The following is a 15,671-nucleotide window of genomic DNA, read 5'->3' as shown; positions in this document are numbered from 1 at the left end:
TGCAAATGCGTAACGACAAATCGAAGAAGACGGCCACCGCGTGGCTGCTGGCGACGGCGCTGGTGGTCGGGTTGCCGCAACTCGCAAGCGCCGAAACGGTGCTGCGGATCGGCATGACGGCTGCCGATATTCCGCGCACGCTCGGCCAGCCCGATCAGGGTTTTGAGGGCAACCGATTTACCGGGTTAACGATGTATGACGGCCTGACGATGTGGGACCTCTCGTCCCGGGATAAGGCAAGCGTCATGATTCCAGGCCTTGCGACCGAATGGAAGGTCGATGAAGCCGACAAGAAGAAGTGGACCTTCAAGCTGCGCCCGGGCGTCAAATTCCATGACGGCTCACCATTCAACGGCGACGCCGTGGTCTGGAACGTCGAGAAGGTGCTCAAGCAGGATGCGCCGCAGTTCGACGCCAGTCAGGTCGGCGTCACCGCCTCGCGCATGCCGACGCTGGCATCCGCGCGCAAGATCGACGACATGACGGTGGAATTGACCACCAAGGAGCCGGACAGCTTCCTGCCCATCAACCTGACCAACCTGTTCATGGCGAGCCCTGCCAAGTGGCAGGCGTTCTATGACAAGGCTGAAGGCGCCGACGCCAAGGCGAAATCGCAGGCCGCCTGGGCCGCGTTCGCCAGGGACGCCTCGGGCACCGGCCCCTGGAAGATGTCGAAGTTCACGCCGCGCGAGCGGCTCGAACTCGTCAAGAACGAAGGCTATTGGGACAAGGGCCGCGTGCCCAAGATCGACCGGATGGTGCTGCTGCCGATGCCGGAAGCCAATGCCCGCACCGCGGCATTGCTGTCCGGCCAGGTCGATTGGGTCGAGGCGCCGGCGCCCGATGCGGTCAAGGAGATCAAGGCGCGCGGCTTCCAGCTCCAGGCCAATGAATCGCCGCACGTCTGGCCGTGGCAGTTCTCGCGTATCGAGGGCTCGCCCTGGAACGACATCCGGGTCCGCAAGGCCGCCAATCTCTGCGTCGACCGCGAAGGGCTCAAAGAGGGGCTGCTCGCGGGCCTGATGGTGCCGGCGACCGGCACGTTCGAGCCCGGCCACCCCTGGCGCGGAAAGCCGACCTTCGAGATCAAATATGACCTGAAGGCCGCTCAGAAGCTGATGCAGGAGGCCGGATACGGCCCGAACAAGAAGCTGACGGTGAAGACGCAGACTTCGGCGTCGGGATCGGGCCAGATGCAGCCTCTGCCGATGAACGAATATCTGCAGCAGGCATTGGCCGAATGCTACTTCGACGTCCAGCTCGACGTCATCGAGTGGAACACGCTGTTCACCAATTGGCGCCGCGGCGCCAAGGACCCGAGCGCTAACGGCGCCAACGCCACCAACGTGACCTACGCGGCGATGGATCCGTTCTTCGCGCTGGTGCGCTTCCTGCAGTCGTCGATGGCGCCTCCCGTCTCGAACAATTGGGGCTACATCAACAACCCCACGTTCGACGAGCTGGTCACGAAAGCGCGCCAGACCTTCGATCCGGCCGCGCGTGACGCGGCACTGGCCGAACTGCACGCGGCTTCGGTGGACGATGCGGCGTTCCTCTACGTCGCCCACGACGTCTCCCCCCGGGCCATGAGCCCGAAGGTGAAAAGCTTCGTGCAGCCGAAGAGCTGGTTCGTCGACTTCTCGCCGGTGTCGATGGCGCCGTAAGGGCGGAGAGCGTGATGTTTGCTGCCCCTCTCCCCTTGTGGGAGAGGGTGGATCGAATGAGCGAAGCGCATTCGAGACGGGTGAGGGGTTCTCTCCGCGGACCTACCTCTCTCGTTTGCAACGTCTGCATCCGCGGATAGAACCCCTCATCCGGCGCGGACCAAGGTCCGCGCCACCTTCTCCCACAGGGGGAGAAGGGAAGAAGAGAGTTGCTCGTGTTCTCTTACATTGCCCGGCGTATCGTCTACGTCATTCCGATCGTGATCAGCGTCGCGCTGGTGTGCTTTCTGCTCGTGCACATCACGCCCGGCGATCCCCTGGTCGCCGTGCTTCCGGCGGATGCCTCGCAGGAACTTGCGGCGCAAATGCGAACGGCTTACGGCTTCGACCGGCCGCTCCCGGTCCAGTTTGGCCTTTGGCTGTGGCGCGCTATCCATGGCGATCTCGGCAGTTCGATAGCGACCGGTCGCCCGGTGCTGACTGAGGTGTTGCGGGCGGTCGGCAACACGGTCACGCTTGCGATTGCCGCCGCGCTGATCGGCTTCACGCTCGGGCTGATGTTCGGCCTGATCGCCGGCTATTTCCGCGACACCTGGATCGACAAGGTCGCGACCTCCATCGCGATCGCCGGCGTCTCCGTGCCGCATTACTGGCTCGGCATGGTGATGGTCATCATCTTCTCGGTGCAGCTGAACTGGCTGCCCGCCGTCGGCGCCGGCCCCGGCGGCTCCGGTTCGTGGGGCTGGGACTGGGAGCACATGAAATATCTGATCCTGCCGGCAATCACGACCTCGGTCATCCCGATGGGCATCATCACCCGCACCGTGCGCGCGCTGACCGGCGACATCCTTTCGCAGGACTTTGTTGAAGCGCTGCGCGCAAAAGGCCTGCGCGAATGGGACGTGTTCCGCCACGTCATCAAGAACGCCGCGCCCACCGCGCTTGCGGTGATGGGCCTGCAATTGGGTTACATGCTCGGCGGCTCGATCCTGATCGAAACTGTGTTCTCCTGGCCCGGCTCCGGCCTGTTGCTGAATTCGGCGATCTTCCAGCGCGACCTGCCGCTGCTGCAGGGCACGATTTTGGTGCTGGCGCTGTTCTTCGTGACGCTCAATTTGCTGGTCGATATCGCGCAGGCCGCGATCGATCCGCGCATCAAGCGGGGCTGATCATGACCGTGATGTCGGATACCGCCCTGCAAGCTGCGCCCGCCACCAAGGCGCGCGGCTATTGGGCGACCGTTGGCCGCCGCATCGCGCGCGACAAGGTCAGCATGATCTGCGCCTTCGTGCTGGTGCTGATCTTCGCCTCGGCGCTGCTGGCGCCATGGCTCGGGCTGGCCGACCCCTATCAGGGCTCGATGATCCGCAGGCTTCGCCACATCGGCACGCCGAACTATCCGCTCGGCACTGATGAACTCGGCCGCGACATGCTGGCGCGACTGATCTATGGCGGCCGGCTGTCGCTGATCATCGGCATTCTGCCCGTGATCTTCGCCTTTGTGATCGGCACCTCGCTCGGCCTCGTCGCCGGCTATGTCGGCGGCCGGCTCAATACAGCGATCATGCGTACGATCGACGTCTTCTACGCTTTCCCCTCGGTGCTCTTGGCGATCGCGATCTCCGGCGCGCTGGGCGCGGGCATCGTCAACTCCATCGTTTCGCTGACCATCGTGTTCGTGCCGCAGATCACCCGCGTCGCCGAAAGCGTCACCACCGGCGTGCGCAACATGGATTTTGTGGAAGCCGCGCGCGCCTCCGGCGCCGGACCTTTCACCATCATGCGCGTGCATATGCTCGGCAATGTGCTCGGTCCGATCTTCGTCTACGCCACTGGATTGATCTCGGTCTCGATGATCCTCGCCGCCGGCCTGTCATTCCTCGGCCTCGGTACAAAACCGCCGGAGCCGGAATGGGGCTTGATGCTGAACACGCTGCGCACCGCGATTTATGTCAATCCCTGGGTGGCGGCGCTGCCGGGCGTCATGATCTTTGCGGTGTCGATCTGCTTCAATCTTTTGAGCGACGGCATGCGCAGCGCCATGGACATCAGGAACTGACGTGATGAATGAGACAAGCCCGTCAGTCGATCATCTGGAGCCGGTCGAGGACATTGGCGGCGCGGCGCAGCCGCTGCTGCAGGTCGTTGGCCTCACCAAACACTTTCCGGTGCGGGGCGATCTGTTCAGCCCCCGCAAGACGGTGCGCGCGGTCGATGATGTTTCTTTCTCGATCGCCAAGGGCGAAACGGTCGGCATCGTCGGTGAATCCGGCTGCGGCAAGTCGACCACCGCGCGGCTTCTGATGCATCTGATGAAGCGCGACGCCGGCGATATCGTCTATGACGGCCTGCAGGTCGGCCGCGCACTGTCCTTGCGCGAGTTGCGCCGCGGCATGCAGATGGTGTTTCAGGACAGTTACGCCTCGCTCAACCCGCGCCTCACCATCGAGGAATCGATCGCCTTCGGCCCCAAGGTCCATGGCATGGCCGACGCCGCCGCCCGCACACTGGCGCGCGAGCTCCTCGGCAAAGTTGGCTTGCGTCCCGAAACTTTCGCCAACCGCTACCCGCACGAGATTTCCGGCGGCCAGCGCCAGCGCGTCAACATCGCGCGTGCGCTGGCGTTGTCGCCGCGGCTGGTGATCCTGGATGAAGCGGTCTCAGCGCTCGACAAATCGGTCGAAGCCCAGGTGCTCAACCTGCTGGCCGATCTCAAGCGCGAATTCGGCCTGACTTATCTGTTCATCAGCCACGATCTCAACGTGGTGCGCTACATTTCGGACCGCGTGCTGGTGATGTATCTCGGCGAAGTGGTCGAACTCGGCCCGGTCGACAAGGTCTGGGATGCGCCGGCACATCCCTACACGCGGGCGCTCTTGGCGGCTATGCCGTCGTCCGACCCTGATAACCGCACCGAAACGCCGCCGATCTCCGGCGATCCGCCCAACCCGATCGATCCGCCGTCCGGTTGCCGGTTTCACACCCGTTGCCCGTTTGCGGAGCCGCTCTGCGCAAATGCGACGCCAAAACTCAGCGATGTCGATACAATGGGCCATCAGGCGGCGTGCTACATGGCCATACCCGGCTCCGGGCATAGCCGCGCACCGGCCAAAGAAAACGCCAAGAAAAATGACATGGGAGTAACCGCTGCATGACAAGACCCGATCCCAAACAGGTCAAGGTAATGACCGACGTCGCCGGCGTGCCGCAGGATGCGGAAGTTTCCGCTCGCATCGCCAATTCCATCGGCCCGGCCTTCGACGGTTTCGCACCGGTAGCCGGTACTCTGCCGCTCGATCTCGAGCCCGCGACTTTTCTGCTGGTGCAAACCGCGAAGGTGGCGAAGTGAGCAGCGAACCCGCCTTGATGTCAGCGGTCGCGGTCGCGAAGGCGATCGCCGCCAAGAAACTCTCCTCGCGCGAGGTGACGCAATCCTGCCTCGACCGGATCGCGCAATGGCAGCCGCGCGTCAACGCCTTCATGGCGATTGAGGCGGAGGATGCACTCGCCGCCGCTGACGCCGCCGATGCGGCGCTCGCCAGGGGCCAAAATCTCGGCCCGCTGCACGGCGTGCCGATGGCGCACAAGGACATGTATTACGAGGCCGGCAAGGTCGTGACCTGCGGGTCGAAAATCCGCCGCGATTTCGTGGCGACGACGACCTCGACCGCGTTGCAGCGGCTGAAGGACGCCGGCTCCGTCAGGCTCGGCTCGCTGCAGATGGTGGAGTTCGCCTATGGCCCGACCGGCCATAACGTGCATTACGGCGCGGTGCGCAACCCCTGGAATGTCGATCACATCACTGGCGGCTCGTCGTCCGGCTCGGGCTCCGCGGTCGCGGCGCGGCTGACCTTCGCGGCGCTGGGTTCGGATACCGGCGGCTCGATCCGGATGCCCGCGCATTTCTGCGGCGTCACCGGCTTCAAGACCACGGTCGGCCTGATCAGCCGCGCCGGAGCAATGCCGCTGTCGCAATCGCTCGACACCGTTGGCCCGCTCGCGCAAACGGTCGAAGACTGCGCGCTGCTCGTCGGGCTGATGGCGGGCGCCGACCCCGAGGACCCGACCACGTCCACGCGGCCGGTGCCGAATTACATGGCAGCGACCACAGGCTCGGTGAAGGGTCTGAAGATCGGCGTGCCCACAGCGTTCTATGTCGACGATCTCGATTCCGAAGTGGCGCGGGTGCTGGACGAGACCATCGCTACCCTCAGAAAAGAGGGGGCCGAGATCGTCAAGGTCGAGCTGCCGGACCAGCGCCAGCTCACGGCCGCCTGCCAGATCGTGCTCGCCACCGAGGCAGCTGCCTTCCACAAGCGCTGGATGATCGAGCGGCCGCAGGATTACGGCGGTCAGGTCTTGATGCGGCTGCAGAACGGGCTCGCCATTCCGGCCGTGACCTATCTCGAAGCCATGCGCTGGCGCGGTCCGGCGCTGGCCGCCTACCTCGCTGCGGTGGAAGGCACCGATGCCGTGATCGCGCCGGTCGCGCCGATGCCGGCGGCGACCATTGCCGAGAGCGATGTCGGCAACAGCCTCGATGCGGAAGCCGTCATCCAGCGCATCACGCGCTTCACCCGCCCGATCAACTATCTCGGCCTGCCGTCGCTTTCGATTCCGTCAGGCTTCACCAAGACCGGTCTACCAGTCGGCATGCAGTTGATCGGCCGCCCCTTCGATGAGGCCGGGCTGGTGCGAATCGGCGCGGCGTTCCAGCGCGTCACCGACTACCACCAGCAGGTACCCAAACTGGCATGAGCAACCTCGTCGATATCCGCGACCTCAACATCCGCTTCACCGGCGAACGTACGGTTCATGCCGTCAACGATATCTCGCTCTCGCTCGGTGAGGGCGAGGTGCTCGGCCTGCTCGGCGAATCCGGCTCGGGAAAAAGCGTGACCCTGCGCGCGCTGATGCGGCTATTGCCGAAGAAGCGGACGCAGATTTCGGGCACCGTGAAGGTGTTGGGACGCGACGTGCTCGCGATGAACGACGAGGAGCTGTCGGCGTTTCGCGGCCAGACCGTCTCGATGATCTTTCAGGAGCCGGCGCTGGCGCTCGATCCGGTCTACACGATCGGCCGCCAGATCGCAGAAACCGTGGTGCGCCACGAAGGCAAGAGCGAAAAGGAGGGACTCGCGCGCGCGCTGGAAATGCTGGAGGTGGTGCGAATTCCCTCCGCCAGGCGCCGCCTCGAAGCCTATCCGCACGAAATGAGCGGCGGCATGCGGCAGCGCGCCATGATCGCACTGGCGCTGGCCTGCAAGCCGAAAATACTGCTGGCGGACGAGCCGACCACGGCGCTGGACGCCACCGTGCAGATTCAGATCCTGCTGCTGCTGCGCGAACTGCAGCGCGAGTTCGGCATGTCCGTGATTTTCGTGACCCACGATATCGGCGTCGCCATCGAAATCTGCGACCGCGTTGCCGTCATGTATGCCGGCCAGATCGTGGAGCAGGGCCGCTTGCGCGACATCGTCCGCACCCCGGTGCATCCCTATGCCAAGGGGCTATTGGCCGCGACCGTCCACGGCGCCAAGCGCGGCCAGCGGCTGGAGACCATCCCGGGCACGCCACCCTCGCTTGACAAGGCGCCCGTCAGTTGTTCGTTCGCGCCACGCTGCACGGTTGCGCAGCCGCGCTGCGTCGAGCGATTGCCGCCGAATGTACAGGTGTCGTCGGATCGAACGGCGCGCTGTGTGTTGGCGGAGCCGATCGAAGTTTCTGCAGCTCCTTGATGTGATGAGGCGAGGCTGCCCTTGGCGTTCCCCGGATGCAGCGCAGCGCGCCGCCCTTGCGGCGTGGTGCGCTGCTGATCCGGGGTCCAGTTGCTGCGGCTAGGTCCCGGCTCTGCGGCGCACCGCTTCGCGCTGCACCGCGTCCGGGGACACGAGCTTTATCCACCCAGCCCTGGATCAGCCCATTGCTCGATTTGCGCCGGTCCAACGACCTGTTTTGGCTGATGGGGATTGAGCGTGCCCGCGCTGGCGGACCAGCCCTTGGCCAGGATTTGCATCGCAAAAAGTTTAGCGTCGATTTCCGATTTAAACGTGCGGGTCGAGCGCGCCATGCCCTCCGCCGTCTCGTCCGTCCTGTCCGGACTAAAAGTCACATACCAAATGTCGCCGTGCTTCATGCCGACATAACGCGTGTGACGTAAAAAAGTTTCACTTCGCGGGCGTCGTTGATTGGTGCGCGGATTGCGGCTCGTCACATCGGACAATCATGGGATAGGCTGACATCCGGCCTGCGCCGCGAACCTGGGGGACTTCAAATGCAGATTTCCAACGAAGGCATTCTCGTCATTCTGTTTGTCGGCCTGGTGGCCGGCTGGCTCGCCGGCAAGATCGTGCGCGGCACCGGCTTTGGTATCATCGGCGATATTCTCGTAGGCATCGCCGGCGCGCTGCTCGCGAGCCTGCTGTTTCCCAAGCTCGGCATCCGTATCGGCACCGGACTGGTGTCCGAGATTGTCTACTCCACCATCGGCGCCGTCATTTTGCTGCTGATCGTGCGGCTGTTGCGGACCGGCGGACGGTTCTAGCGCCGCGGGCGCGCAGACCGGCAGACCCTTCACCGCGAGCAAGCGGTTCGAACTTCAGCGGTGCTTGGCGGATTGGACCCACGGCGTTGCCCATCCGTTCCAGGACGTGGTGGCGGACCCAATCTGACGGCTCAGTTGTTCCGCCAGCCGGAAGGCCGCTGGCTCGGCGTCCGCGCAAGCCCGATGGTGTCGGCGGGCGGGCTGAGCGTCGGAAGCGGCGTCCTGCTTGGTATCAACGGCGAGATCGGCCGGGTCTGGATTCGATGATTCTGGTGCCGTTTCCGCGCCAGCCGAAGGCTGAACCCGCCGAAGGGCTCGCGCCGGCGTCAAACTAGCTGCCCAATCGCGCGAATGCCGCCTCCAGCCGCTTCATTGGGGTGAACTGGAACGGGGTTAACGTGACTTAAATAGACGATGCCCGAAAACATCGGTAAAACCTGCACGTCACCCGATCCATTTGAAGAGACACGCATTTATGGTAGCCGCTCCCGGCGTCCGGCGTTCCGAACTCGGTGAGGCGTTGCGCGCCTGCCGCAACGCCTTTATCGGCGTCGGCGTCATGAGTTGCATGATCAATTTGCTGTACCTCACCGGCTCGATTTTCATGCTCGAGATCTACGACCGCGTGCTGCCGAGCCGCAGCGTGCCGACCCTGGTTGGTCTCGTGATTCTCGCTGGCGGACTCTACATCGCGCAAGGCGGCCTCGATCTGATCCGCGGCCGCATTCTCGGCCGTATTGGAACCGCGCTCGACGAAGCCATCAATGCGCGCGTGTTCGAAACCGTGGTCCGTCTGCCGCTGATGGTCGGCAGCCGCAATGAAGGCCTGCAGCCGTTGCGCGATCTCGACAATGTCAGGTCGTTCCTGGGCAGCATGGGGCCGGGCGCGTTCTTCGATCTGCCGTGGCTGCCGTTCTACCTCTTGATCTGTTTCGCCTTTCACTGGCTGCTCGGCGTCACCGCCCTCGGCGGTGCCATCATTCTGGTGGCGCTGACGCTGATCACCGAGTTCCTGTCGCGCGCGCCGGCCAAGGAGGCAATGTCGCTGGCAGCGCGGCGCAACGATCTCGCCGCGACCAGCCGGCGCAACGCCGAAGTGCTGGTCGCGATGGGCATGTCCGGACGTCTGATGAAGCGCTGGGGCGAGACCAACGAGACTTATCTCGCCGGCAATCAGCGCGCCAGCGACATCGCCGGCGGCCTTGGCGCGGTGGCCAAGGTCCTGCGCATGATGCTGCAATCGGCGGTGCTCGCGGTCGGCGCCTATCTCGTGATCCACCAGGAAGCCACCGCCGGCATCATCATTGCGGGCTCGATCCTGAGCGCACGGGCGCTGGCGCCGGTCGATCTCGCCATCGCCCACTGGAAAGGTTTTGTCGCCGCGCGGCAGAGCTGGCATCGCCTGTCAAAACTCCTGCAGCAAATGCCGGCGGCGAATGAACAGACGCTGTTGCAGGCGCCGTCGAAGCGGCTGTCGGTCGAGGCGGTCAGCATCGTCCCGCCAGGCGACCAGCGCGTCATCGTCCAGGACGTCAACTTCGCCGTCGAAGCCGGGTCCGGCGTCGGCGTTATCGGTCCGAGCGGCTCCGGCAAGTCGTCGCTGGTGCGCGCGCTGGTCGGCGTCTGGACGCCGGCCCGCGGCAAGGTGCGGCTCGACGGCGCGGCACTCGACCAATGGTCGTCGGACGTGCTTGGCCGCCACATCGGCTATCTGCCGCAGGACGTCGAACTGTTCGCCGGCACCGTGGCGCAGAACATCTGCCGCTTCGATCCCGACGCGAAGTCTGATGCGATCATCGCCGCCGCCAAGGAAGCCGGCGTGCATGAGATGATCATCAAGATGCGCGAAGGCTACGATACCCAGATCGGCGAGCAGGGCGCTGCTCTCTCCGCCGGTCAGGCGCAGCGCGTGGCGCTGGCACGCGCGCTTTATGGCAATCCGTTCCTGATCGTGCTCGACGAGCCGAACTCCAATCTCGACAGCGAGGGCGACGAGGCGCTCACCCGCGCCGTGCGAGCCGCCCGCGAGCGCGGCGCCATCGTGGTCGTGGTAGCGCACCGGCCGATCGGCATCGAGGCGGTCGATCAGTTGCTGGTCTTGAAGGACGGCCGCATGCAGGCGTTCGGCCCGAAGGAAACCGTGCTCGGACAGGTGCTGCAGCGGGTCCCATCGCCGACGCCGATCAAGATCGTGTCCGAAGCGGGAGCTGCGAAAAAATCATGACCGCGGAGCTGAAAGGCGCGCGTCGCTCGATACGCTCGCACCTTATCGTGGGTCTTGCGCTGATGCTGGTTCTGGCCGGCGGATTCGGCGGCTGGGCCTCCACGGTGCAGATTTCCGGCGCGCTGATCGCACCGGGCTCGGTGGTGGTCGATTCCAACGTCAAGAAGGTCCAGCACCCGACCGGTGGCGTGGTCGGCGAGGTCCGGGTGCGCGACGGCGACGTGGTCAAGGCGGGCGACGTCGTGGTGCGGCTCGACGAGACCGTGGTCAAGGCGAGCCTTGCCATCGTGGTCAAGACGCTGAACGGCTTGTGGGCGCGGGCGGCGCGGCTGGAGGCCGAGCAGCGCGGCCTCGACAAGATCAAGTTCCCGCCGCAGCTGGCCGATCGCGCCGACGACCCTGACGTTCGCGACGTCATCGCGAGCGAAACCAAACTGTTCGAGGTTCGCGTGTTCGGGCGCGCCGGGCAGAAATCGCAACTGCGCGAGCGCGTGGCCCAGCTCCACGAGGAAATTGCCGGCCTCACCGCGCAGGAGCAGGCCAAGGAAAAGGAAATCGCGTTGGTCGAGAAAGAGCTGGTCGGCGTTCGCCAGCTCTATGAGCAGCGCCTGATCCAGATCTCGCGCCTGACGATTTTGGAGCGCGATCTCGCCCGCCTGTCGGGCGAGCGCGCGCAATACATCGCCGCGCGTGCGCAGGCGAGGGGCAAGATCACCGAAACCGAACTGCAGATCATCCAGATCGACAAGGACGTAGTCAGCGAGGTTTCCAAGGATCTGCGCGAGACCAACGACAAGATCGGCGAGTTCGTCGAGCGCAAGGTCACGGCGGAGGATCAGCTCCGCCGCATCGATATCCGGGCGCCGCAGGACGGCGTCGTGCTGCAGTCGACGGTTCACACCGTCGGCGGCGTCATCACCGCGGGCGATGCCATCATGATGATCGTGCCGAAGGCCGACGATCTCTCGGTCGAGGCCAAGGTCAATCCGCAGGACATCGACAAGCTGCAGATCGGGCAGAAGACGCTGCTGCGGCTATCCGCCTTCAACCAGCGCACCACGCCGGAACTCAATGGCGTGGTGACCCGCGTCTCCGCCGACGTCACCACCGACCAGCGCAGCGGCCAGAGCTACTACACCATCCGCGTCTCGCTGCCGCCCGACGAGGTCAAGCGCCTCGGCGAGGTCAAGATCATCCCGGGCATGCCGGTGGAAGCCTTCGTGCAAACCGGCGATCGCACCATGTTCTCCTATCTGATGAAGCCGTTCAGCGACCAGCTGATGCGCTCGTTCCGGGAGCGGTGAGGTTGTCGCTGTGTAGCCCGGATGGAGCGAAGCGCAATCCGGGAATGGTACATGCGGCTTCCACTGCCCCGGATTTCGCTGCGCTCCATCCGGGCTACGATCGCTTCACTTCGACAAATTCTCCAGCAGCAAATTCAATGCCGTCTTCGCAAACGCCTCCATATTGCCCTGCCGGTCATTGCTCCCGGTCTCCAACGTGAACACCGCAGTTTGCGGTCCTGCCACCGCCATGCAGCAATGGCCGGCGGCGTCGCCATAGCGGTTGCCGGTCGGTCCCGTTGCGCCGGTTTCCGACAATCCCCAGTCGGTCGCAAAACGCTGGCGGATTTGGGCGGCGAGCAAGTTCGCGTATGGCTCGGACGCCGAGCGAATGCCCTTCATCGCCTCATCCGGAATATCCATCAGCAGCCGCCGCGCGTCGCGGGTGTAGACCACGGCGCCGCCGAGGAAATAGGCCGATGCGCCGGGCACCGACAGGAGCGCCGCCGAGATCAGGCCGCCGGTCGAGGATTCCGCGACCGAAATCGTCTGTTTCCGCGCGGTCAGTTGCGTCGCAATCTTTTCGGCGATCGTAACGAGCTCTTTCATTTCAACTCCTGCGCGTACGCCATTGGTCCAGTCATGCCTTCCTAACACAGGAGGGTTACGCTTGCCGAGTTGCGGCGCGCGAGCCGCCCTGATTGAATGCGTCAAAACAGCCGCATCGCGCGCATACGAGGAAACACCATGACGTCGCCGATCGCGGGTGGCGTGGACTGCGACCTGCATCCCGCCGTTCCGCATCTGACCAGCCTGTTGCCCTACATGAACGACTACTGGCGCGACCAGGTGACGACGCGCGGCATGACCGATCTGATCTCGCAATCCTATCCCACCCATTCGCCGATCTCGTCGCGGCCGGACTGGCGGCCGGCGCAGGGCAAGCCGGGCGCCGATCTGGCCGACATGCAGAAGCAGTCGCTCGACCGGTTCGGGGTCGCCTACGGCATCTGCAATCCGCTCTATGGCGTGCAGATGGTGTTTTCCGAGGACATGCAGGACGCGTTCTGCCGCGCGCTGAACGACTGGCTGGCCAAGGAATGGCTCGACAAGGACGATCGGCTGCGCGGCTCGATCGTGATACCCTCGCAAAGCGTCGAGAAGTCGGTCGCGGAGATCGAACGCTGCGCCAAGGATAAGCGCTTCGTCCAGGTGCTGATGCTGGTCATGGGCGACATGCCGCTGGGCAAACGCGCCTATTGGCCGATCTACGCCGCCGCCGAACGGCTGGGCTTGGCCGTCGGCATCCATGCCGGCGGCGCCTATCACAACCCGCCGACCTCGATCGGCTGGGGCTCCTATCACATCGAGGATTATGTAGCGCAAGCGACCGCGTTCCAGACCCAGCTCACCAGCCTGATCGTCGAAGGCGTGTTCGCTCGTCATCCGAATCTGAAGATGGTGATGCTAGAAAGCGGCTTCACCTGGCTGCCGGCCTATCTTTGGCGGCTGCACAAGTTCTGGCGCGGCATCCGCATGGAAACCCCGTGGATCGATCGCGCGCCGCTGGAGATTGTACGCAGCAACATCCGCTTCTCGTTGCAGCCGGTCGATGCGCCGCCGGATCCCGCAACCCTGCATCGTTTGTTTGACCATATGCAGTCGGACGAATTGCTCCTATTCTCGACCGACTATCCGCATTGGCAGTTTGACGGCGACGACGTGCTGCCGCCGGGATTGTCGTCCGATCTTGTCCGCAAGATCATGATCGATAATCCGCTCGCGACCTACGGCCGGTTGCAGATGGTGAAGGAGACGACGCCATGAACGTCCAGTTCCGCCCAGAGCCTACGGCATCGGTCAGCATCAAGACCGCGATCGCCGATTGCGACATTCACCCAGCGCGCGCCACCAAGGACGAACTTTATCCGTTCATGGCGAAGCGCTGGCATTCGCATCTGGAGACCTATGGCATCGGGGCCTATCACGGCATGATGGAGGGCCCGCCCTATCCTAAGGCGCAGCCCAACGCCTCGCGCCGCGATGCCTGGCCGCCGGAAGGCGGGCCGCAGGGCTCCTCGCTGTCCTTCATGCAGAAGCAGCTTCTCGATCCCTACAATGTCGCACTCGGCGTGCTCAATCCGCTTGCCACCGGGCAGGGCTTGCGCAACCACGATCTCGCCGGCGCGCTCTGCTCCGCGATCAACGACTGGCAGATCGAGAAATGGACCAGCAAGGACAAGCGCTTGAAGGCTTCGATCGTCGTCCCCAATGAGGACGGTCCTGCCGCCGCCGCCGAAATCCGCAAGCGCGCGGGCGACAAGAATTTCGTCCAGGTGCTGCTGCTCAGCCGCAACGTCGAACCGCTCGGCCAGCGCCGCTATTGGCCGATCTACGAGGCGGCGCAGGAGATCGGGTTGCCGGTCGGCGTCCACGCCTTCGGCTTCGGCGGCAATCCGCTCACCCCGTCCGGCTGGCCAAGCTTCTACATCGAGGAGATGGTCGGCCATTCTCAGTGTCAGCAGAGCGCGCTGGCGAGCCTCGTACTCGAAGGCGTGTTCGAGCGCTTCCCGAAGCTGAAGATGGTCATGATCGAGGCCGGCTTCGGCTGGGCGCCGTCACTTAGTTGGCGGCTCGACAAGACCTTTGAGAGACTGCACGGCGAGGTGCCGCATCTCAAGCGAAAGCCGTCGGAATATATCCGCGACCACATCTGGTGGACGACGCAGCCGATGGAAGATCCGGAGCGCCGCGATCACCTGTTCCAGACGATCGAATGGATCGGCTGGGACAAGCTGTTGTTCGCGACCGACTACCCGCATTGGGACTTTGATGAGCCGTCGCGCGTCCTGCCGGCCGGCGTCAGCGATACCAACCGCGAAGCGTTCTATCTCGGCAACGCGAAGAAGCTGTACGGAATTCTTGATGGTTCGGCACGTCATTGCCCCGGTGGACGAATTGCCGCCGGGGACGCGAAAATTCCTCGACATTGATGGCCGGCCGATCGCGATTTTCAACATCAAGGGCGAGTTCTTCGGCCTGTTGAATCGCTGCCCGCATCAGGGCGCGGCCTTGTGCGAGGGCCCGTTGATTGGCCTCGCGCAATCCTCCGATCCCGGCGAGATCGAGTATACCAGGCTAGGCGAAATCATCCGCTGCCCCTGGCACGGCTGGGAATTCGACATCCGCACCGGGCAGTCGTATTGCGATCCCAAGCGCTTTCGCGCGCGGGCCTACCCGGTCAATGTCGAGCCGGGAGCCGCCGTGGTGAAGGGGCCGTACGTGGCGGAGACGCTCGCCGTGTCGGTCGAGAGCGACTATGTCGTGGTCGATTTGTAGCGGCCGTCATTCCGGCGCGTCGAAGGCGCGAACCTGGACGTGCAATTGTACGTCCGGAAATCCCAAGATCCTGCTCAGGCCCTTCGAAAACGTCCTGGCTCTTTGCTGATTCCATTGAGTAGATGCCAAGGCATTCAGCAACGGCCAAGGGACCACGTATCCCGGCAGAGGCTAAGGTTCAAACCGTCCTGAGCGAAGTGGCAAGGCAAGGAGCAGTGCGTTAACGGCCCATGGTTGCAATGCACAAGTCGGATGCCGCACATCGCGTCATTCGCTGCGCTGCAAGCCGGTGCGACGTAACGCTTCCCGAGGCTGATCAGCGAACCGGTCGGCCGCGATCGTCTCGAGCACCTGCAATCGAAGCTCGAGTCACTGATGAGTTCCCCTCTGCGGCGGCGGTTCTTCAGCCGCGGACAAAGCTCTGGTCCGCATCTTTCTCGGAGCATTGACCGGCCGTGGAACGGACTTCGCCTTGGCGGAATTTACCCTCGAAAGCAAGGTCAACCTGATTTTTCATTTGGTTCAAGCATCGGCCTCGGCGACAAGCCATCGTGAGAATGGCCGCCGCAAGAAAAAGACGTGAGGCACGGGGCGGCACGCCGGCACGAAGCCGCAGG

General features: G+C 64.1%; 15 protein-coding genes. 13 read left to right on the top strand and 2 right to left on the bottom strand.

The features are described from left to right. Nucleotides 1-5 precede the first annotated feature (5 nt). From IVA95_RS19855 to IVA95_RS19825, 7 genes are all read left to right on the top strand, one after another. Nucleotides 6-1,664, top strand: coding sequence for an ABC transporter substrate-binding protein (locus IVA95_RS19855; protein ID WP_247511989.1), 1,659 nt, complete (start codon nt 6-8; stop codon nt 1,662-1,664). Between the two features lie 215 nt (nt 1,665-1,879). Continuing rightward, nucleotides 1,880-2,833, top strand: a complete 954-nt coding sequence (locus IVA95_RS19850) for an ABC transporter permease (protein WP_247511988.1) — start codon at nt 1,880-1,882, stop codon at nt 2,831-2,833. Between the two features lie 2 nt (nt 2,834-2,835). Further along, a complete protein-coding gene (locus IVA95_RS19845) occupies nt 2,836-3,723 on the top strand; it encodes an ABC transporter permease (RefSeq protein WP_247511987.1) in 888 nt (295 codons plus the stop codon). Nucleotides 3,724-3,727: 4 nt separating this feature from the next. Beyond that, entirely contained in the window at nt 3,728-4,819 is a 1,092-nt protein-coding gene (locus IVA95_RS19840; protein WP_247511986.1) for an oligopeptide/dipeptide ABC transporter ATP-binding protein, read from the top strand. Continuing rightward, complete coding sequence (locus IVA95_RS19835; protein ID WP_213248727.1) at nt 4,816-5,013, top strand: hypothetical protein; 198 nt, start codon at nt 4,816-4,818, stop codon at nt 5,011-5,013. The genes IVA95_RS19840 and IVA95_RS19835 overlap by 4 nt, the downstream gene beginning before the upstream one ends. Further along, nucleotides 5,010-6,422, top strand: a complete 1,413-nt coding sequence (locus tag IVA95_RS19830; RefSeq protein WP_247511985.1) for an amidase — start codon at nt 5,010-5,012, stop codon at nt 6,420-6,422. Before IVA95_RS19835 ends, IVA95_RS19830 begins: the two co-directional genes overlap by 4 nt. Then, the gene (locus IVA95_RS19825; RefSeq protein ID WP_247511984.1) at nt 6,419-7,402 is read left to right on the top strand and encodes an ABC transporter ATP-binding protein; all 984 of its coding nucleotides are present in this window, start codon (nt 6,419-6,421) and stop codon (nt 7,400-7,402) included. Before IVA95_RS19830 ends, IVA95_RS19825 begins: the two co-directional genes overlap by 4 nt. Nucleotides 7,403-7,560: 158 nt before the next feature. Here the strand turns inward: IVA95_RS19825 and IVA95_RS19820 are convergent, their stop codons facing one another. Beyond that, nucleotides 7,561-7,887, bottom strand: coding sequence for a hypothetical protein (locus IVA95_RS19820; protein WP_247511983.1), 327 nt, complete (start codon nt 7,885-7,887; stop codon nt 7,561-7,563). A 51-nt stretch (nt 7,888-7,938) separates the two neighbouring features. On the opposite strand from IVA95_RS19820, the gene IVA95_RS19815 reads away from it, so the two are divergent. The 3 genes from IVA95_RS19815 to IVA95_RS19805 all read left to right on the top strand — a co-directional run bounded on the left by IVA95_RS19815 (nt 7,939) and on the right by IVA95_RS19805 (nt 11,736). Further along, nucleotides 7,939-8,208: a GlsB/YeaQ/YmgE family stress response membrane protein gene (locus tag IVA95_RS19815; protein WP_213248718.1), complete on the top strand. Its 270-nt coding sequence runs from the start codon at nt 7,939-7,941 to the stop codon at nt 8,206-8,208. A 475-nt stretch (nt 8,209-8,683) separates the two neighbouring features. After that, nucleotides 8,684-10,432, top strand: coding sequence for a type I secretion system permease/ATPase (locus IVA95_RS19810; protein ID WP_247511982.1), 1,749 nt, complete (start codon nt 8,684-8,686; stop codon nt 10,430-10,432). Next, on the top strand, nt 10,429-11,736 hold the full coding sequence (locus IVA95_RS19805; protein ID WP_247511981.1) for an HlyD family type I secretion periplasmic adaptor subunit: 1,308 nt from the start codon (nt 10,429-10,431) through the stop codon (nt 11,734-11,736). Before IVA95_RS19810 ends, IVA95_RS19805 begins: the two co-directional genes overlap by 4 nt. 105 nt (nt 11,737-11,841) lie before the next feature. Here IVA95_RS19805 and IVA95_RS19800 read toward each other — a convergent pair whose 3' ends face one another. Beyond that, nucleotides 11,842-12,324: a CinA family protein gene (locus IVA95_RS19800; protein WP_247511980.1), complete on the bottom strand. Its 483-nt coding sequence runs from the start codon at nt 12,322-12,324 to the stop codon at nt 11,842-11,844. Between the two features lie 138 nt (nt 12,325-12,462). Between IVA95_RS19800 and IVA95_RS19795 the strand changes: the two genes are divergently transcribed. From IVA95_RS19795 to IVA95_RS19785, 3 genes are read left to right on the top strand one after another with little or no spacing between them, the layout of a single operon-like run. Next, nucleotides 12,463-13,542, top strand: coding sequence for an amidohydrolase family protein (locus tag IVA95_RS19795; RefSeq protein WP_247511979.1), 1,080 nt, complete (start codon nt 12,463-12,465; stop codon nt 13,540-13,542). Continuing rightward, entirely contained in the window at nt 13,539-14,708 is a 1,170-nt protein-coding gene (locus IVA95_RS19790) for an amidohydrolase family protein (RefSeq protein ID WP_247511978.1), read from the top strand. Before IVA95_RS19795 ends, IVA95_RS19790 begins: the two co-directional genes overlap by 4 nt. Continuing rightward, a complete protein-coding gene (locus IVA95_RS19785; protein ID WP_247511977.1) occupies nt 14,641-15,054 on the top strand; it encodes a Rieske (2Fe-2S) protein in 414 nt (137 codons plus the stop codon). The genes IVA95_RS19790 and IVA95_RS19785 overlap by 68 nt, the downstream gene beginning before the upstream one ends. The last annotated feature ends 617 nt before the right edge of the window (nt 15,055-15,671 follow it).

The sequence above is a fragment of the Bradyrhizobium sp. 157 genome (assembly GCF_023073815.1).
Lineage (GTDB): Bacteria > Pseudomonadota > Alphaproteobacteria > Rhizobiales > Xanthobacteraceae > Bradyrhizobium.
The sequence above is the reverse complement of the archived record's forward strand: the minus strand, read 5'-3'. Positions and strand labels throughout refer to the sequence as shown.